Origin of the sequence: Synechococcus sp. FACHB-909 (assembly GCF_014698945.1) — a bacterium.
GTDB lineage: Bacteria > Cyanobacteriota > Cyanobacteriia > PCC-6307 > Cyanobiaceae > Cyanobium.
In genome coordinates this window covers 71,109-88,697 of record NZ_JACJTY010000001.1, presented here as the reverse complement: position 1 = coordinate 88,697, position 17,589 = coordinate 71,109, and the positions used below count along the sequence as shown (strand labels likewise).

Here is a 17,589-nt window from a genome sequence, read left to right as displayed (position 1 = left end):
AGAGTGAAGCGATAGCATGAAAGCCTGTGCCATCGTATCAGCACAGCACAGAGCCGAATCAGCACAGACCGCCTGCAAGGGAGGGCTGGACAGGCGAAAGGATAGGGAAGGCTACAGATCCGAGCGAATGGGAGAATCCTGGCCGCCAGGATCATAGCGGTGCGGAGCCTGGCCACACGGCAGACTCATTGAGAACGCAAGAGTCGCCGCAGCTTGCCCTTCACCATCTCCAAAGTTGGAACGGAACGGACAAACTTACGATAGGCGGCACCGATACCCATGAGCTTCACCGGACGTTGGCCAGAGAATGCGGTCCGATCCAGGAGAGCAAACCATCGGTCCTGGAAGTTCGCGGAGTAATCAGCATGCCAGGGCTTGACTTTTCCTAGGAAATGGATGATTCCATCTGAAAAGCCGATATCCGCCTTGCCTTTCGACGTGTTCCACTTCGGATCAAGAACCAACCAGTCATCCGCCAGAACGATATTGAGGGCGTCTTGATCCATCTGATCAAGCAAGTCATAGTTGTCTTGGGCAATTGTCAAAGCCTTCAATTGAATATGACGTTCTCGCCAGGCGTCCAGATCCATGACAATAACCCCTGAGTTAAAGTATTGCTGAGGATTATCCAGCTTCAGCTTTTCGCGAAGGCGCTGTTGCTGCTGCGGGGTGTCGATACCACCGTCAATCACACATGCACTCGATTTCCCTTGCAGATCGAGCAGCTGCAAGCCATTCAGATCCGAGCAGACGATAAGATCCGTATCCAAGTAGATACAGCGGGATACATCAGCCAAATACTCGGGAATGAAGAAGCGTGCATATGGGGATTTGCTCTTGACGAGCAGCGTGCTTCGAAGGTTATCGACCTGCCCAAGGTCGAAGTCTATAAACTTGATGGTGCCAAGGTTGGCAGTTTGCCAGGAGGCAAAGAGCTTCTGCTTATCTTCAGGGGATAGATCAACGCTGATGACATAAACGTTGAGGGTGGTACTGCAGGCTTCCAGCGCGGACCGGACAGTAACTGCAGCACCCCAAAGATAATTCGCGGTGGCAACAATCACAATATTGACCATTGTGCCTCAAGCGTCCTTCACGCTGAAGTTTAGCTCAGGGCCATGAATCAGCAGCGTTGCCCTGGCCAATTGGCCGTATGGCCCGACATGACATCAGGGATTGCTGAACAGTGTCTTTTGGGGTGTTGCCCGTTCCCGGCCCCGTTCAGTTAAGCAATGGCGTCCCGTAGAGATGATCCTGTCGGCATGCCAGCGACGGGGAGAGATCGGACATCCGGAAGCTGTGGAGGTCGCTCGCAAGCTGAAGGGACTAGGGCGAAGCCGAGCAAAGCGCGGGCAACCTGGACCCATCACGCGGATGGATCCGCGTGCAGCCACCGAGGCCTGCTGTTGCAGACGGTGGCGGACCGATCCCCAATCCAGGATGAGGGGAAACAGTGCCACGAACCAGGGGGTGCCGAACCAGCTGCTCAGGTGGAAGTCCAGGCCTCCCTGGTACAAAACTCTCAGGTGGTAGGTTTCTGATCACTGCTGATGCAGCCTGATGGGCCTGGATGACGAACTGATGCTTGCGCTCATCGGATCAGGCTGAACATCCCAGCATGAAGCCTCGTCCCGAAATCCTGCAGATCAAGGCCGTTGACCGACAGCGCCGCCAAGGGATGGGCGGATGCACATTCAGGAGACCCTGCCTGCTTGGGATGGGAATCAACAAGCGATGGAATGGAAGCCTTTCAATCCTGCGCAGCGAACAACCCACTGGCTCACCGACTAGGGATACGCTAAGGTTGATTCGACAAGCCAATCGGGGAAACTGTTCCGAATCGACACAGATGTCGAAGTTCCTATGCTGGCTGCTTGGGCTGGCCTGCTGTATTGGCACAGTCGGTACAGCTCAGGCTTTACCGATCTCACCCGGTGATCGAGTCAAGGTGACCATTCCTGAGGGTGAAGAATTCAGTGGAATCTTTGAAATCAATCTGAACGGAGAACTTGAGCTTCCCTATCTCAAGGGAATCTCAGCCGTCGGCCTGGAACCTGAACAGCTGCAGAAGCGTGTCTCTCAAGCCCTTGTGCAACAGGGCTTCTTTCAACCATCCTTCCTCAGGGTCAGCCTGAGCGTCGTCCAGTGGGCACCGGTTCCCGTCTTCGTGATCGGATCCGCTTTTCAGCCTGGTCGCGTGTTGATCAACGAGTTGAGTGATGTCGAACAGACGCAGACTCCTGTTCAACTCTCTGGGCAGGCCCCGCTCAACCGTATGCTCACCACGGCTCTGCGTCGTGCTGGAGGCGTGACTCCCACCGCCGATGTCACCGCCGTGGAGTTGAAACGAGGATCACGAAGGCAAGTGTTAGACCTCTCCGGTGCCTTCACGGGGGTACCATTTAAGGACATCCCGCTGATTGCCGGTGATCAAGTGATTGTTCCAGACACGGGTAGCGTGAACCCACTGATCGTTCGCCCGTCGCACATCACTCCCGCTGAGGTTGAAATCAATATCTCCAATCTTACTGTTCCTGCGGCGGGGAACTCTGTTGCCGGTATTGGCTCTCAGGCCAGGAACTTTCCCTATGGCTCACGCCTGTCCCATGCCGTCATCTCGGCGAACTGTGCAGGTGGAACCATGGTCACCAATGCGCGACGCAAAGCCATCCTGGTGCGAACAGAAAGAGCCTCGGGCAAGACGACGGTCTACGAACGGGGAGTAGAAGATCTTCTTCGCGCCTCGACGGACAACGCCAACAACCCCTACCTCATGGCAGACGATGGTGTGGCCTGTTATGACTCCAAGATGACAAACTTCCAGGCCGTACTTAGTATCTTTACCCAGTTCCTGAATCCCGCCGTTTTGATTTATGATCGAAGCATTCCCTAAGTTAGAGTGAAAGAAGCTCCACCCATCATCAGACGCCTCAAGCCGAAGGTGCAGGCCGTGCAAGAACCCTTGGGCAAGGCGACGCGGCTGTTTGCTGAGCAGTTTCGAAACATCCCGGGGTTGAAGGCTCCGGATCCGAAGGGTTGGTGGAAAAAGCTGAGTCGCACGGACAAGCTTCGCTGGAGTCGTTATCTTTTCGTTTCCACATGTACGAATGGCCTGATCTGGGGATCCAGCATTCTTTATCTCTTGCTGGCGAAGCCCGTCTACACCAGTTCATGGGCTTTGATTTTACCTGGAAGCGCTAACGCTGTGAATCTAAGCCTGCCTGAGATTGGTCAAGCTACGGCATCAAATGAATCTCTTGGCTTGGCAACATTTGATCCCCGAGCCAACTATGAATTCATCTTCGTTAGCGAGCAGGTATTGGCAAGGGCTGCCAAGCTTGCCAATATTCCAAAAGCGGACTTCGCCAAGCCGCGCATTAAGAATATTGATAATACAACGCTGATGCAGATTGATACCACCGGTCCATCGCCTGAAGATGCTCGCAAGCGTGCCAATGCATTGCATGACGCCATGGTAGAGCGTCTCAATGAGCTGCGTGTCAGCGAGATCGAGCAACGGCAAGGTCCAGCACAGAAGATTCTTCTGGAAACGCAGCAGAAGCTTGAGAATGCCCAAAAGCAAGTGTCTGCATACAAGCGCCAGTCGGGCCTCACATCGACAGAACAGGTGGAGATTCTGTCGGCTAATATTGAACAACTACGCAAGCAAAGGGCCGAACTTGCTGCTCAGCAATCGCAGGCTGAAAGTCGACTGCAGAAATTGAGTGGTAGCCTGGGGCTGTCTCCATCCGAGGCCACAGATGCGTTCAAGTTGCAGGTGGATCAGATCTTCCAGCAGAACTTAAAAGACTACAGCGAGGCCACATCTATACTCAAGGTTCAACAATCGAAGTTCGGCCGAAATAATCCTCGAATTCTCAAAGAGATCAAGCGGCAAGAGGCGGCAATGCAAGCCTTGAATCAGCGTGCCACTCTCTTGCTTGGTCGGCCTGTATCCGCCCAGACGCTCTCACGACTTGCCTTGACGGGTGCAAGTTCGGGGCGCGAGTCTCTCTTTCAGAATCTGGTGAATTACCAATCAGATGCGAGTGGCGCCGCATCACAAGTTCGTAAGCTTGATCAACAGATCAGCTCTTTGGAGAACCGGCTTAGGCTGATGTCCCAGAGGCAGTCGTCGTTGGAGAATCTGAAGCGAAACGAGCAGATCGCAGAAGCCGTCTTTGCCTCCACACTGGCCAAGCTGGATCTAGGTCAGGCGAACATCTTTGCAGCGTTCCCGTTGATTCAGATTGCTGTGGAGCCATCGCTGCCGGAAAAGGCGACGTCACCAAAACGGTCATTGGTTCTTGCTGGCTCAGCCTTTGGTTCCATTCTGACGACGACCGGTCTCTGGATTCTTTGGATCCGCAAGCCCTGGATCAAGCGGCTCGGCCGTTGGGTTTCAACCTAGCCAGGAGACTTCTTTGGGACTCAAGACGCTTCTTTCCAAGGCCTTTCATTCTGAGGATGATCTTCAGCCGAGAAACGTGCCAGAGCGTCTGGTGTGGTGGTCGATTATCTGCACGTACCCCATCTGGCTGGTCGGTGGGCTGTATGTGGTGGGATCTGTTCTGTGCTGGCTACTTCTGGGTTGTCTGCTGATCAAGATCCTGGCCCGCATGGATCACCCAGAGGAGAATGAAGAGATTTCGGTTTCTCCAGTGATCTGGCTTTGGATTATCGGAATGATCGTCATGGAAGTTGCCTTGATTGCAGGCCATGTGAATTTCAACCTCGGTACGGGGGCGATCATCAAGTCCACCATTGGCTGGGCCAAGGGCTGGGCAGCCTTGGCCCTATACCCGCTAGCCGGAGCCCTGCCGATTCGCAGCAGCATCATCACCCGTGCCATTTGCATCGTCGGGCTGCATACGCTGCTCATCATGCCTTTTCTGATGCTGACCCCCAATCTGGGGCTTCCAGAGGTCCTTTACGTCTCGCCACTGAGGGCCGTCGGTGGTCCGGGGAATGAGTTCTTTGATGTTCCTCTCTACGAAATTGATGGCAGCACAGGTGATCTTCGCTGGCGTCTCTTTGCACCGTGGGGGCCAGCCCTTGGGTTTGTGGGCAACATCAACTTCATGATTTGCCTCCTGGAAAAGGACAAGAAATGGAAACTGCTCGGGATCGCTGGCTCGATCGTCATGTGCTTTGTCTGCAAGTCACGTCTGGCCCAGCTCTGCATCATCCTGATCCCGTCCGTGACGTTCGTGGTTTCCAGACTCCGCAAACCGGTCATGCTGATATCACTAGGGGTGGTCTCCTATCTGGGCGGGATCTTCGCCACGACCATTCTGACCGCCATCAATGACTACTGGGAAGGTTTCAAAGGGGCTCGGGCTGGCTCGACCCGTGTTCGCTTTGCGTTGAAGCGAATTGCCTTCCACCGCTGGGAGACTGAGGCTCCGATCTGGGGGCATGGTGTTGTGGAAGGCGGCCCCCATCTGGTGGAGTACATGGCCATCGGCTCCCATCACACCTGGGCCGGGGTTCTTTTCGTGAAGGGCATCGTGGGATTCTTCGCTATTGCGGTGCCGATGCTGGCAACGGGTGTGGATCTGCTGCGCCGCGCGGCCAGTCCCCACTATCAACTTGGCTCTGCGGGCCTGGGAATCATCATTCTCCTCTTCATGTACACGTTTGGTGAGAATCTTGAAATCCTCGTCTATCTATTCTGGCCGGGTATGGTGATCATGGGAATGGCTCTGCAGGAGAAGAAAAGCACTCCCCAGCCAGAGCTTCAGCCCGTGTTGTGATGCCGACCAAAACGAACTGCAGTCAGATGCCCGGATGCCATGATGAGCCAACAGAAGCTCCAGCGTGGGGTTGACCGTTCATGCGCCTGCTCAGCAACCTGAAACGGTTCATCCCGAAGGATCGATTCATCCGCAACATCGGCTGGATGGGTGTGGGGGAGGTGGGCATCCGAGTCTCGCGACTCGTGGCCACGGTTCTGCTGGCCAGGCTGCTGAGCCCCAGGGACTATGGCCTGGCGGCCATCGTTCTGACCTCCGGCGAACTTGTAAAAGTCTTCACACGCAACGGCATCGGCGACAAGATCGTGCAGGCCGATGCGGATGAGGTCAGCGAGATCTGTCAGACGGCATGGAGTCTGAACTGGCTGATCGGATTCAGCCTGTTTCTTATCCAAGTCATTGGTTCGACTGTCATTGCCAAGGTCTACAACGACAACGCGCTGATCGTGCCGATCATCGTGGTGAGTTTCAGCTATCTGATCTATCCACTCTCCATGGTCCAGTCGGCCCTGGTGCGTCGCAAGAATCGGCTGAAGTTCTATAGCATGACCAACCTCGCAGCCGTCGCCAGCGAAAACCTGATGACGGGGATCTTTGCGCTGCTGGGGATGGGCATGTGGGCGATTGTGCTTCCCAGGTTGCTGGTGGCTCCCGTCTGGGTCGCGATGATGCTGCGCTTCGAGCCATGGCGACCCGCGATGACGTTCACGCTCAAGCGCTGGAAGTCCGTGCTGCAATTCGGCAGTCGCATCCTTGGGGTGGAGATGCTCAACACCTTCCGGGAGAATGTGGACTATCTCCTGATCGGCCGCTTCATCGGTGTCAAGGCGCTTGGGGTGTACTACTTCGCCTTCAACGCCGGACTCGGTCTCAGCCTGAGCGTGATCAATGCCTTGTCGGTCTCGCTCTACTCCGACTTCTGTGACGTCCGCAGTCAACCCGCCGTACTCAAGGAGCGTTTCCGTAAGAACCTGCTCACCATCACCAAGGTGATCGTGCCCGTGGTTGCTTTGCAGTGCAGCCTTGCCCCGCTGTATGTGCCGATCGTCTTCGGCCGGCAATGGGTGTCTGAGGGGGCGGTGCCGATTCTCATGCTGATCTGCCTGTCGGCCCTGTCCAGGCCTTTCGCCAACGCCTCGGCGATGCTGTTCCGCGCCGTGGGCTTGCCCCAGGTGGATCTGCTCTGGAACCTGGCCTTCACGGTGGCACTCACCGTGGCCATTCTGATCGGCACGACATGGGGATCCCTGGGCGTGGCTGTCGCCGTGGCAGCGGCCCATCTCACGCTGCAACCGATCTACCTGATGCTGGGGCAACGGCTGCTGCGAAGGATCCAGATCGCTCAGCCCGCTGGCCTGTGACTGGGGCCCCGCCCGAGGCGAGGTTATGGTGTTGGAAGCCTTCAAGCCTCGCGACTCCCGCCACCGGTCCGGAGCACGTCCATGGCGCTCCGGCTGCCATCAGAACCAAGCCTGACGTCCGTCCGCCCGATCCGCTCGTGAAGATCTACGCCATTTGCCTGATCAAGAATGAGGGCGATGTCATTGCAGATTGTCTGCATCATGCACTGACGTTCTGCGATCGGATCTTTGTTCTTGATAACGGCAGCACGGATGGTACCTGGGAAACCGTCAATGACCTTGCAGGGCAGTATCCAGCGATCGTGATTGAGGAACAGCTCCTTATTCCATTCCGTGATGGTATGCGCTCCATCGTCTACAACAAATACAATCACGAACTGACGGATCAGGATTGGTGGCTGCGGCTGGATGGGGATGAATTCCTTGAAGGGAACCCCAGAGAGGTGCTGGCCAAGGCAAATCGTGAAAGGGCCGACTTCGTGACGGCCTGGAATCTTCAGTTCTATTTCACAGATACGGATTACGAGAACTGGGCGGCCGAGCAGCTGGAAACCAACCGACCCATCACCGAACGGCGCCGCTACTACTCCGCCAACTGGCGGGAGTACCGCTTCTTCCGCAACCAGCCCGATCAACCGTGGAACGAAGCGGTAGCCCCACAGTGGCCCGATGGACTCACCAAAGCCTGTTCGCAGCGCCTCTACAACCGCCACTACCCCTACCGCACGCCTGACCAGATCAAGGAGAAGCTCCAGGCCCGTTTCGGCCACGAACAATTTCGCCATATCAACTCCATCGACTGGACATCCAAGGTGCTGCCTGCGCGCCAGCTGAACCACTTCCAGGAGGGTCAGCCACCAACCATCAACCAGTTCGATTACTACGCCAAACGCCTGCGGATGATCCGGATCACCCTGATGGGGCGTTTCAGGGCCATCCTGCGTCGACTTCTGGGCGGCCACCGCTCCAGCCATACCGCGTAGGGGGTTCGATGGCGCAGACCGATCAACCCGAAACGTCTGCGGCCGGTGCGGCCCCAGCAGGACAGCACACGCCGGCCATTTCCGTGGTGGTTCCGATCTACAACGCCGCGCCGCACATCGAGCAAACCCTGCGCTCCGTGCAGAACCAGAGCCTGAGCAACTGGGAACTGATCGCCGTTGATGACGGCTCCACCGACGACAGCTTCGCCATCGTGTCCCGCCTGTGCGGGGATGACCCCCGGGTGCACGTGGTGAGCCAGCCCAACGCGGGCGTCTCGATGGCCCGCAATCGCGGGGTGGCGCGCAGCCGTGCGCCCCTGATCGCCTTCCTCGATGCCGATGACCTCTGGCATCCCGACAAACTGGGCCTGCATGTGGCCTACCACGCCGACCATCCAGATGTCGGCGTGAGTTTCGCCCGCGTCGCGTTCCTCTCCCCTGAGGGGGCGCCCACGGGCCTGCTGGCGGCCCTGCCCCGGGAATCGCATCGGCCGGTGGACTTTCTCTGTGAGAACCCCACCAACACCACGTCGAACTGGGTGCTGCGGCGGCAGGTGTTCGACGCGGTGGGTGGATTCGTCACCGACATGAGTTATTCGGAGGATCTGGAATGGCTGCTGCGGGTGGCCTGCGATGGCCGCTGGCAGATCGCCGGCTTGCCCCAGGTGCTCACCTACTACCGCACCTCGACCGGCGGACTCTCCTCGAGCCTGCAGCGCATGGAGCGGGGCTGGCTGCGGCTGATCACCGAAGCCCGTCGCTATGCGCCGGAGCTGGTGGCGCGCCACTTCGCCACGGCCCAGGCCATCCACCTGCGCTACCTGGCCCGGCGCTCCCTGCGGCTGGGAGGGGCGCCCGCCATCGGCACCGATTTCATGCTGCGCTCCCTGCGCTCCGACTGGCGGATCCTGCTGCAGGAGCCGCGCCGTACCGTGCTCACGGCCCTGGCCGTCTTCGCCCGGCAGCTGCTGGCCCCCTTCCACCGCCCCAGTGGCCCCCGCGACGGGGCACGGCCATGATGGCTCTCGCCAACGCCCCGCTGCCTGTGAGGCCACTTCCATGAGCCGATCCCCCCTGGTCTCGGTGGTGATGCCGCTCTACAACTCCGCCGCCACGGTGAGGGAAAGCCTGGAATCCGTTCTCAGCCAGACCTACCCCAACCTGGAGATCCTGGTGGTGAACGACGGCTCCACCGATGACGGGGTGGCGATCTGCCAGGGGTACCAGGACGGGCGCATTCGGGTGGTGCATCAGCAGAACCGGGGCCTGGCCGGAGCGCGCAACACCGGCATCCGGCAGGCCAAGGGGGAGTTCCTGGGATTTCTGGACAGCGATGATCTGTGGCTGCCCACCAAGCTGGAACGCCATGTGGCCCATCTGCAGGCGCGGCCGGAGGTGGGTGTCAGCTTTTCCCGCTCCGGATTCATCGATGAGGACTCCAGGCCGATCGGGATCTACCAGATGCCGAGGCTGCAGGACATCACGCCGGAGATCGTCTTCTGCCGCAATCCGATCGGCAATGGCTCCGCGGTCGTCATCCGCCGCGAGGTCTTCGCTGCCATTCGCTTCACCGCCAATCTCTATGGCACCGAGGAAGACTTCTTCTTCGACGACAGCTTCCGTCAGTCCGAAGACATCGAGTGCTGGTTGCGGATCGCCCTCCAGACCCACTGGCGCATCGAGGGGATCCCCGAGGCCCTGACGCTTTACCGCATCAGCGACGGGGGACTCTCGGCCAACCTGATGAAGCAGTACGCCACCTGGGAGCGGGTTCTGCTCAAGACCGAAACCACCAACCCCGATTTCATCGCCCAGTGGGGCTCCAGGGCCCGGGCCTATCAGCTGCGTTACCTGGCGCGCCGGGCCACCCGCCAGCGGGATGGCGCCCTGGCCGTGCGCCTGCTGCACCAATCCCTGGCCACCGACTGGAGGGTGCTGGTGGAGGAACCACGGCGCACCCTGATCACCCTGGTGGCGGCCTATCTGCTGCTGGTGTTACCGGAGGGTCCCTATCGCTGGCTGGAGGGCCGGATGCTGCGCTCCACCGGCGCCAGCCAGAAGCGGCGCATGCAGGGGGAACTGGGACGATGAAGATCCTGCTGGTCTGTTCTTCGGGGGGGCATTTCAAGGCCCTGCAGCAACTGGTCGACTTCTGGGGGCGCCATCCCCATCTCTGGATCACCTTCCGCACGCCGACCACCGAAACGGCGCTGGCCGGGGAGCCGGTGCAATGGGCCCACAGCCCCACCAACCGCAACTTTCCGAATCTGCTGCGCAACCTGGGGCTGGCACTGCAGGTGATCCGCAGCCAGCGGCCGGACGTGATCGTTTCGACCGGTGCCGGCGTGGCCGTCCCCTTTCTTCTGCTCGGTAAGCTGTTCGGATGCAAGACCGTGTTCATCGAGTCCGTGACCCGCATCGAGACCCTGAGCCTCTCGGCGCGGCTCGTTCGACCGTTTCTTGACATCCTCTACGTGCACTGGCCCCAGCTGCAGCGTCGCTATCCCCGCGCCGAACTTGTCCAAGACAAGGTGACACCATGATCCTGGTGAGCGTGGGAACGGAACAGTTCCCGTTCAACCGGCTGATGCAGTGGATGGAGCTGCTGATCCAGCAGGAGCTCATCGATGAGGAGATCGTTGTTCAATACGGCACCTGTACCTTTCTCCCCAGCGGCACCACCGTGTACCGGTTGCTGAAGGAGGACTCCTTTCGGGCCCTGGTGGAAAAGGCTCGGATCGTGATTGCCCATTGCGGGGAAGGAACGGTCCTGTTGCTCGATGAACTGGAGCAGCCCTTCATTCTGGTGCCCCGCAGCGTCCGCTACCAGGAACATGTCGACGATCACCAGGTGGAACTCGCCCTGGCCCTGAAACAGATGGGTGTGCCGATCGCCTGGAGTCCAGGGGATCTCGTGCGCTTTCTCGGTGCCCCGTTCAAGACCTCGATCAGCGACGTGACCGACAGCTCCGCCCAGTCCCTCTGCCGGAGTCTCCACTCCCATTTTCCCGAGCCATGAACGGCGGCCCGTCTTCCCAGGATTCGTTCGTCAGGACCGTGCGCAACGGTGTCCTGATCCTGCAGCTGCCGCCCCGGCTCACCGTGGCCGAAGCCGTGGCGTTCCGCTCCGGTTTCGGGGGCTGGCTGGCGGAGGTGCAGGACCTGCGGCAGGTGATCCTGGATTTCGGGCGCACGGCCATCATCGACAGCAGCGGCATCGGTGCCCTGGTGGGCGCCATCAAGGCGGCCCAGGAGCGCGCGGTTCCCCTGGCGGCCTGGAGCCTGAACCGTCAGGTGTTCCTGGCCCTGCAGATGACGGGACTGGAGAAGGTCCTGCCGGTCACGGCCCATTCCGAGGGGCTGTTGCCCCAGCTGTCCCATACGGAGGACCAGCGGCCACCGCTCACCCACCCCTCGGTGCGCTCCGCCGTCAAGCGAGGCATGGATGTCTGCGGCGCCCTGGTGGGGCTGGGGGTCACGGCGGTGCTGTTCCTGCCCATCGCCCTGGCCATCCGTCTCGACAGCCCGGGGCCGATCCTCTTCCGGCAGGTGCGCTGCGGCTGGATGGGCCGCCATTTCCGGATCTGGAAGTTCCGCTCGATGGTCACCGATGCCGAACGGCTGAAGGACAGTGTGGTGAACCAGGCCCAGGGGGCCTTCTTCAAGAATGACAATGACCCCAGGATCACCCGCGTGGGCCGGATCCTGCGCAAGACCAGCCTGGATGAACTGCCCCAGTTCTGGAACGTGCTGATCGGCGACATGAGCCTGATCGGCACACGGCCCGCCACCCCGGACGAAGTGCGCCGCTACGCCATCCCCAGCTGGCAGCGGTTCGATGTGCGGCCTGGTCTGAGTGGCGAATGGCAGGTGAGCGGCCGCTCTTCGATCCGGGATTTCGAAGATGTGATCCGGCTGGATCTGCGCTACCAGCAGAACTGGAGCCTGGGTTACGACCTCAAGCTGATCGTCCGCACCTTTCTTGTGCTGTTCAGCAAGAACTCAGGGGCGGCATGAACCTGCCCCAGGCCTCAGAATCCGATCGGCCCCTCAGCCAGCTCGCCGTCAACAGTGATCTCGATGAGATCGAGACGGTGCTCCGCTGGTTCGAGCAGCTGGGTGATCCCGCCGTGCCGTCGGAGCTCTGGATGCAGGCCCAGCTGGCCCTTGTCGAGGGGTTCACCAACGCGGTCCGCCATGCCCACGCCGATCTGGACCCGCCGCCGCCGGTCCAGATGTCGGTGCAGGTGAGCAGCCAGCGGTTCTGCGTGCAGATCCTCGACCAGGGAGCCCCCTTCGACTTCGAGGCCGCCCTGGCGAGCGTGGAGAAGGCGATCGAAGCCAACGATCAGGATCCCCTCGCCAGGGAGGCCCACTGGGGCCTGGTGATGTTGCTGAAGCTGCGCAGCACCTATGGATGGACGATCAGCCACCGGCGGATCGACGCAGCGACCAACTGTCTGTCCCTGTGCCACCCCCTCAGCGCGGATGGGGGGGCAGGAAGGTCATCGTGAAGTACTCGGGATGGCAACGGGCTGGCTGAAAGATCGACCAGCGCGTCCACAGATGCAGGTAGTGGTTCGTCCCGTTCGGCCCCCGTCCCCAGCCATGGGCGACGGACTGGCCCCAGACGATGCTGTTCGCTTCCAGGGCCTTTCTTCGCTCCGGAGGGAGTGAGCTCAGATCTCCCCGGTAGAGGATTCTCCGGCCCCGGTAGAAGAAGGCGGGTTGGCTGTCCGTGTCCTTGTGGTGCTCATCGACCAGGAACCACACCTTCTTGCTCTTCTGGAGCAGCCAGAAGCTGCGCGAACAGCGGGGAGGGACGGTGTCGTTCTTGTAGCTGTAGAGCAGGCCGTGGTGATGGTCCGGAGCCCCAAGGGCTGGGGTGACGATCTCCAGACCCATGAACAGAAGGGCAGACGTACGGACGGCGAATCGGTGCAACCGTGGCGATGCAACCGATCGCCGCAATCGAGGCTGCAATCGGGCTCACCGTTGGACTTGGTGGGAGAATTTTAAACTGGGGCCAGGCCTGTCCTGTTCATGGGCCTCAGCCAGTGGCTGCCTTCGGCTCGCTAACCTCAGACGTGAAGTCTGATCCCGGCTGACCGCATCGTGAACCGCCAAGCCATCCTGCCCCTGGCTCTGGCCCTGTTCAGCTGTCTGGCCGGATGGTGGGTGGAGCCCGCCCTGGCCGCCGCCCCCGGCACCGAGCCGACGACGATCGGCCCCGATCCTGCAGCGACGACGGTGGAGCCCGCCTTCCCCCCGCTGCAGCTGGTCCTGGACCGCCGCAGGCGGCTGCTGAAGGTGATGGAGGGGGACCGGGAACGGCGCCGCTTCCGGGTCGGGGTGGGTATGCCCGGCTGGGAGACGCCGGTGGGTTCCTTCAGCGTGATCGAGAAGACCGCCTACCCGATCTGGGAACATCCCGCCAAGGGCGTGCGCATTCCCCCCGGCCCCACCAATCCCCTCGGTTCCCGCTGGATCGGCTTCCATCGCGACTGCAAGGGCCGGCGTGGCTTCAACGGCCAGGAGCACCTGGAGGTGAAGGGGTGCGTGACCTCCGGGTTCCACGGCACACCGAATCGCGACAGTGTCGGCGGTGCCGTCTCCCATGGCTGTGTGCGGCTGTTCGACGAGGACGTCAGGGAGCTGTTCGAGATGGTGCAGGTCGGCACACCGGTGACGGTGCTGCCCTGAGCCCGCTGTCGCCGGCAGCCGGAGCGCTCCGTGGCAGCCCGTAGAGTTCCAGGCGCACCAGCGATCGAGCACGGATGAGGGTTCTGTTTGCCGCTGCGGAGTGCGCTCCGATGATCAAGGTGGGAGGCATGGGCGACGTGGTCGGCTCCCTGCCACCGGCCCTGGCGGCATTGGGGCACGACGTCCGGATCATCATGCCGGGCTACGGAAAACTGTGGAGTCGGCTGGAGATTCCGGCCGAACCGATGTGGCGTGGCCACGCGATGGGCACCGATTTCGCCATCTACGAAACCCGCCACCCCACCAGTGGTCTGACCATCTATCTGGTGGGCCATCCGGTGTTCGATCCCGAGCGCATCTATGGCGGTGAAGATGAGGACTGGCGCTTCACCTTCTTTGCCAACGCCACGGCCGAATTCGCCTGGAACGGCGGCTGGAAGCCCCAGGTTCTCCATTGCCACGACTGGCACACGGGAATGATCCCGGTGTGGATGCATCAGGACCCGGAGATCAGCACGGTGTTCACCATCCACAACCTCCGCTACCAGGGCCCCTGGCGCTGGAAGCTGGACCGCATGACCTGGTGCCCCTGGTACATGCAGGGCGACCACACCATGGCGGCGGCCCTGCTCTATGCCGACCGGGTGAATGCGGTCTCGCCCACCTATGCGATGGAGATCCGCACGCCCGAGTACGGCGAGAGGATCGACGGCCTGCTCAACTTCATCAGCGGCAAGCTGCGCGGCATCCTCAACGGCATCGACACCGACGACTGGAATCCCGCCACCGACACCACCCTGCCGGCCCCCTTCTCCGCTGACGACCTCAGCGGCCGCAGCGCCAGCAAGCGGCTGCTGCAGGAACGGATGGGCCTCAACGTCAACCCCCGCTCCTACCTGATGGGGATGGTGAGCCGCCTGGTGGACCAGAAGGGCGTGGACCTGCTGCTGCAGGTCGCCGACCGGGTGCTGGCCTACAGCGACAGCCAGTTCGTGGTTCTGGGCACCGGTGATCGGGGCTACGAGTCCGGTCTGTGGCAGATGGCGGCCCGCCACCCCGGCCGCTTCTCCGTGTTCCTCACCTACGACGACGCCCTGTCGCGGCTGATCTATGCCGGCAGCGACGCCTTCCTGATGCCGAGCCGCTTCGAGCCCTGCGGCATCAGCCAGATGCTGGCGATGCGCTACGGCTCGATCCCTGTGGTGCGCCGCGTCGGCGGGCTGGTGGACACCGTCCCCCCCAACGACCCCACCGCCGGCACCGGCACCGGCTACGGCTTCGATCGCTACGAGGCGATCGACTTCTACACGACGATCGTGCGCTCCTGGGAGGCCTACCGCAACGAGCCCAGCTGGCAGGAGCTGCAGCGGCGGGCCATGACCACCGACTTCAGCTGGAACCGCTCCGCCCTGGAGTACGACGCCATGTACCGGGAGGTCTGCGGGGTCAAGGAGCCCACCCCCGACGCGGCCCAGGTGGAGCGCTTCTCCCAGGGTCAGGGGGCGGATCCGAGCCTGCTGCACGACGACTCCAGGCCGGAGGGGTCCCCCAAGGAGCCGCCGCCGCCCCAGCGCCCCCGCAACCCCCTGGCCCTGCTGCGCCGCCGCAACGACTCCTGAGCCAGCTCCCCGTGTCCGGCGTCCATGGCTGATCCGGTTCCACCACCCTCCGATCTGCCGGCGCCCTACGCGAGCCCCTGGGGCCGGCTCGCCCAGGCGCTGCTGGCCGTGCTGGCTTCCCTGCGCCTGAAGCTGCGCGAACTCTGGCGCCGCAATGGCGAGGGGGACCTGTCGGTGCCGGGGTTCTGGCCGCAGGGGCTGGCCCCGGTGTTCTGGCCCCTGCTGCTGGCGGCCCTGCTGGCCCTGCTCCTGGCGCTGGCGGGTCAGGCCCGGCGCGGGCTGTCCCAGCGCGGCGCCCCGACCGGCGGTGCCACGGCGCCCGTCGTGGCTCCAGCTCCCCCAGTCCCCGTCCCCACGGCGCCCGTCCCCGCACCAACGGCGATCGCCGCGCCGGAGGCGGTGGCCGAGCCCGAGCCGCCACCCGCCCTGGAGCTCGACCCCCTCCTGGCCCTGCTGGCGGAGGACGACCCGGAGCACCTGATCGCCTCGGCCCATCCCGAGCCCGCCGAAGGTCGCCTGGTGCTGACGATGGCGCCGGCCTACGCCGGCCTCCCCCCCGCGAGCCGGGGCCGCTGGGCGGAGCGCTGGCAGGAGCGCGCCCGGGGGCTGGGCTACGAGCGGCTGGAGCTGGTGGACGGCCAGCGGCGGCTGCTCGCCCGCGGCGCCCTGGTGGGGTCGGGCATGATCCTGCTCGACCCCGGAACTTCAGGTTGATGCTGCTGCCGTTCGAGCCGTTGCTCCAGCTCTTCGGCGAGCCCCTGGTGGCCCCCGGCAGCGCCGGCCCCGAGCCCATCCGTCGTGTCAGCACCGACAGCCGCGGCGATCTGACCGGCGCCCTGTTCGTGCCGCTGGTGGGGGAGCGCTTCGATGGCCACCGCTTCGTGGCCGATGCCTTCGCCGCCGGGGCGGCGGCGGCGCTGGTGCGGCGGGACCGGCTGGATGGGGCGGCGCTGGAGCAGCTGGTGGCCGGCAGCGGCCGGCCGATCTGGCCCGTGGACGACACCCTGGAGGCCTACCAGCAGCTGGCCCGCCTCTGGCGACGGCAGCTGGGGCTGCCGGTGGTGGCGGTGACCGGTTCGGCGGGCAAGACGACGACACGGGAGCTGATCCGGGCCGCCCTGTCCCCGCTCGGGCCGGTGGTGGCCAGCAGCGGCAACGAGAACAACGACGTGGGGGCGCCGCTCACGATCCTGAAGGCGGACGCGGGCACGGCGGCCCTGGTGGTGGAGATGGGCATGCGGGGACTGGGGGAGATCGACCGTCTGACCCGCTGCACCGAGCCGGACGTGGCCGTGATCACCAACATCGGCACCGCCCACATCGGCCGCCTCGGCAGCCGGGAGGCGATCGGCCAGGCCAAATGCGAAATCACCGCCGGTCTCGGGCCGGAAGGGGTGCTGGTGATTCCCGCCGGGGATCCGCTGCTGGAGCAGTCCCTGGCGCGGGTCTGGCGGGGCCGGGTCGTGCGCGTCGCCCTGGAGGACGAGGCGGCGGCCTTCCCGGCGGGGGTGCCGGCGCCGGAGCTGGTGGGCCGCCTGGAGGGGTCGCAGCTGAGCCTCCTGGACGGCCCGAGCCTGGCGCTGCCGCTGGAGGGCCGCCACAACGCACGCAACCTGCTGCTGGCGGTGGCCGTCGCCCGGGAACTGGGCGTGCCGGCGGCGGCCCTCGGCGAGCTGGCGGTGCAGCTGCCGGGCGGCCGCGCCCGACGCCTGCAGCTGGGGGGCGTGGAGCTGCTCGATGAGACCTACAACGCCTCGCCGGAGGCGGTTCTCGCCGCCCTGGAGCTGCTGGGGGCCCCGGATGGAGCCTGCGAAGGACGCCGCTATGCGGTGCTGGGCACGATGCTCGAGCTGGGGGAGCGCAGCCTGGAGCTGCACCGCCAGGTGGCGGGACGGGCCCGGGCGCTGGGTCTCGACGGACTGGTGATCGTGGCCGCCGAGGCCGAGGCGCAGGCGATGCTCGCCGCCGCCGCCGGCTTGCCGCGGCTGGCGCGGGCGGCCACGCCCGAGGAGGCGGCCGCCGTGCTGCTCGACTGGCTCGAGCCGGGGGATCGGGTGCTTCTCAAGGCCAGCCGCGGGGTGGCCCTGGAGCGGGCGATTCCCGTCCTGGAGGCAGCCATCGCCCCGGCCGCCTGAAGCCCACCGCTTGATGCCCGTTGCCGCCCCCA

Annotated in this window: 17 protein-coding genes; 15 read left to right on the top strand and 2 right to left on the bottom strand. The window is 62.8% G+C overall.

The features are described from left to right. Nucleotides 1-185: 185 nt before the first annotated feature. Nucleotides 186-1,076: a glycosyltransferase family 8 protein gene (locus H6G99_RS00410; RefSeq protein ID WP_094585947.1), complete on the bottom strand. Its 891-nt coding sequence runs from the start codon at nt 1,074-1,076 to the stop codon at nt 186-188. A 542-nt stretch (nt 1,077-1,618) separates the two neighbouring features. On the opposite strand from H6G99_RS00410, the gene H6G99_RS00405 reads away from it, so the two are divergent. The 11 genes from H6G99_RS00405 (at nt 1,619) to H6G99_RS00355 (ending at nt 12,614) form a co-directional block, all read left to right on the top strand. Continuing rightward, complete coding sequence (locus H6G99_RS00405; protein WP_286193024.1) at nt 1,619-2,893, top strand: polysaccharide biosynthesis/export family protein; 1,275 nt, start codon at nt 1,619-1,621, stop codon at nt 2,891-2,893. A 6-nt stretch (nt 2,894-2,899) separates the two neighbouring features. Next, entirely contained in the window at nt 2,900-4,411 is a 1,512-nt protein-coding gene (locus tag H6G99_RS00400; protein WP_199296890.1) for a GumC family protein, read from the top strand. Between the two features lie 76 nt (nt 4,412-4,487). Further along, on the top strand, nt 4,488-5,756 hold the full coding sequence (locus tag H6G99_RS00395; RefSeq protein ID WP_353617129.1) for an O-antigen ligase domain-containing protein: 1,269 nt from the start codon (nt 4,488-4,490) through the stop codon (nt 5,754-5,756). An 80-nt stretch (nt 5,757-5,836) separates the two neighbouring features. After that, nucleotides 5,837-7,117 carry a lipopolysaccharide biosynthesis protein gene (locus H6G99_RS00390; RefSeq protein WP_190609280.1) on the top strand — a complete coding sequence of 427 codons (1,281 nt, stop codon included), beginning with the start codon at nt 5,837-5,839 and terminating at the stop codon, nt 7,115-7,117. A 137-nt stretch (nt 7,118-7,254) separates the two neighbouring features. After that, nucleotides 7,255-8,100, top strand: a complete 846-nt coding sequence (locus tag H6G99_RS00385) for a glycosyltransferase (RefSeq protein ID WP_190609279.1) — start codon at nt 7,255-7,257, stop codon at nt 8,098-8,100. A gap of 83 nt (nt 8,101-8,183) precedes the next feature. Beyond that, on the top strand, nt 8,184-9,119 hold the full coding sequence (locus H6G99_RS00380) for a glycosyltransferase family 2 protein (protein WP_353617128.1): 936 nt from the start codon (nt 8,184-8,186) through the stop codon (nt 9,117-9,119). Between the two features lie 40 nt (nt 9,120-9,159). Then, the gene (locus H6G99_RS00375; protein ID WP_190609277.1) at nt 9,160-10,191 is read left to right on the top strand and encodes a glycosyltransferase family 2 protein; all 1,032 of its coding nucleotides are present in this window, start codon (nt 9,160-9,162) and stop codon (nt 10,189-10,191) included. Then, nucleotides 10,188-10,643: a PssD/Cps14F family polysaccharide biosynthesis glycosyltransferase gene (gene pssD / locus H6G99_RS00370; protein WP_190609276.1), complete on the top strand. Its 456-nt coding sequence runs from the start codon at nt 10,188-10,190 to the stop codon at nt 10,641-10,643. Before H6G99_RS00375 ends, pssD begins: the two co-directional genes overlap by 4 nt. Continuing rightward, nucleotides 10,640-11,119, top strand: coding sequence for a glycosyltransferase (locus tag H6G99_RS00365; RefSeq protein WP_094585955.1), 480 nt, complete (start codon nt 10,640-10,642; stop codon nt 11,117-11,119). The genes pssD and H6G99_RS00365 overlap by 4 nt, the downstream gene beginning before the upstream one ends. Nucleotides 11,120-11,157: 38 nt before the next feature. Beyond that, nucleotides 11,158-12,117, top strand: coding sequence for a sugar transferase (locus H6G99_RS00360; protein ID WP_353617127.1), 960 nt, complete (start codon nt 11,158-11,160; stop codon nt 12,115-12,117). Beyond that, nucleotides 12,114-12,614: an ATP-binding protein gene (locus tag H6G99_RS00355; RefSeq protein ID WP_190609274.1), complete on the top strand. Its 501-nt coding sequence runs from the start codon at nt 12,114-12,116 to the stop codon at nt 12,612-12,614. The genes H6G99_RS00360 and H6G99_RS00355 overlap by 4 nt, the downstream gene beginning before the upstream one ends. On the opposite strand, the gene H6G99_RS00350 is transcribed toward H6G99_RS00355, so the two are convergent. After that, a complete protein-coding gene (locus H6G99_RS00350; protein ID WP_190609273.1) occupies nt 12,580-13,005 on the bottom strand; it encodes a hypothetical protein in 426 nt (141 codons plus the stop codon). The two genes, H6G99_RS00355 and H6G99_RS00350, sit on opposite strands and share 35 nt — an antisense overlap. Before the next feature lie 210 nt (nt 13,006-13,215). Between H6G99_RS00350 and H6G99_RS00345 the strand changes: the two genes are divergently transcribed. The 4 genes from H6G99_RS00345 to H6G99_RS00330 all read left to right on the top strand — a co-directional run bounded on the left by H6G99_RS00345 (nt 13,216) and on the right by H6G99_RS00330 (nt 17,557). Then, nucleotides 13,216-13,803, top strand: a complete 588-nt coding sequence (locus tag H6G99_RS00345; protein WP_353617126.1) for a L,D-transpeptidase — start codon at nt 13,216-13,218, stop codon at nt 13,801-13,803. 74 nt (nt 13,804-13,877) lie between these two features. Next, nucleotides 13,878-15,422 (top strand): glycogen synthase GlgA, encoded by a 1,545-nt coding sequence (gene glgA / locus H6G99_RS00340; RefSeq protein ID WP_190609272.1) that lies wholly within the window; start codon nt 13,878-13,880, stop codon nt 15,420-15,422. A 24-nt stretch (nt 15,423-15,446) separates the two neighbouring features. Then, the gene (locus H6G99_RS00335; RefSeq protein WP_190609271.1) at nt 15,447-16,136 is read left to right on the top strand and encodes a hypothetical protein; all 690 of its coding nucleotides are present in this window, start codon (nt 15,447-15,449) and stop codon (nt 16,134-16,136) included. Continuing rightward, nucleotides 16,136-17,557, top strand: coding sequence for a UDP-N-acetylmuramoyl-tripeptide--D-alanyl-D-alanine ligase (locus H6G99_RS00330; protein WP_190609270.1), 1,422 nt, complete (start codon nt 16,136-16,138; stop codon nt 17,555-17,557). Before H6G99_RS00335 ends, H6G99_RS00330 begins: the two co-directional genes overlap by 1 nt. Nucleotides 17,558-17,589 lie beyond the last annotated feature (32 nt).

What these genes read in the sequence shown, in the direction of transcription:
- H6G99_RS00410 (WP_094585947.1), bottom strand. Translation starts at nt 1,076, where the DNA reads ATGGTCAATATTGTGATTGTTGCCACCGCGAATTATCTTTGGGGTGCT.
- H6G99_RS00405 (WP_286193024.1), top strand. Translation starts at nt 1,619, where the DNA reads ATGAAGCCTCGTCCCGAAATCCTGCAGATCAAGGCCGTTGACCGACAG.
- H6G99_RS00390 (WP_190609280.1), top strand. Translation starts at nt 5,837, where the DNA reads ATGCGCCTGCTCAGCAACCTGAAACGGTTCATCCCGAAGGATCGATTC.
- H6G99_RS00375 (WP_190609277.1), top strand. Translation starts at nt 9,160, where the DNA reads ATGAGCCGATCCCCCCTGGTCTCGGTGGTGATGCCGCTCTACAACTCC.
- pssD (WP_190609276.1), top strand. Translation starts at nt 10,188, where the DNA reads ATGAAGATCCTGCTGGTCTGTTCTTCGGGGGGGCATTTCAAGGCCCTG.
- H6G99_RS00365 (WP_094585955.1), top strand. Translation starts at nt 10,640, where the DNA reads ATGATCCTGGTGAGCGTGGGAACGGAACAGTTCCCGTTCAACCGGCTG.
- H6G99_RS00355 (WP_190609274.1), top strand. Translation starts at nt 12,114, where the DNA reads ATGAACCTGCCCCAGGCCTCAGAATCCGATCGGCCCCTCAGCCAGCTC.
- H6G99_RS00350 (WP_190609273.1), bottom strand. Translation starts at nt 13,005, where the DNA reads ATGGGTCTGGAGATCGTCACCCCAGCCCTTGGGGCTCCGGACCATCAC.
- glgA (WP_190609272.1), top strand. Translation starts at nt 13,878, where the DNA reads ATGAGGGTTCTGTTTGCCGCTGCGGAGTGCGCTCCGATGATCAAGGTG.
- H6G99_RS00335 (WP_190609271.1), top strand. Translation starts at nt 15,447, where the DNA reads ATGGCTGATCCGGTTCCACCACCCTCCGATCTGCCGGCGCCCTACGCG.
- H6G99_RS00330 (WP_190609270.1), top strand. Translation starts at nt 16,136, where the DNA reads ATGCTGCTGCCGTTCGAGCCGTTGCTCCAGCTCTTCGGCGAGCCCCTG.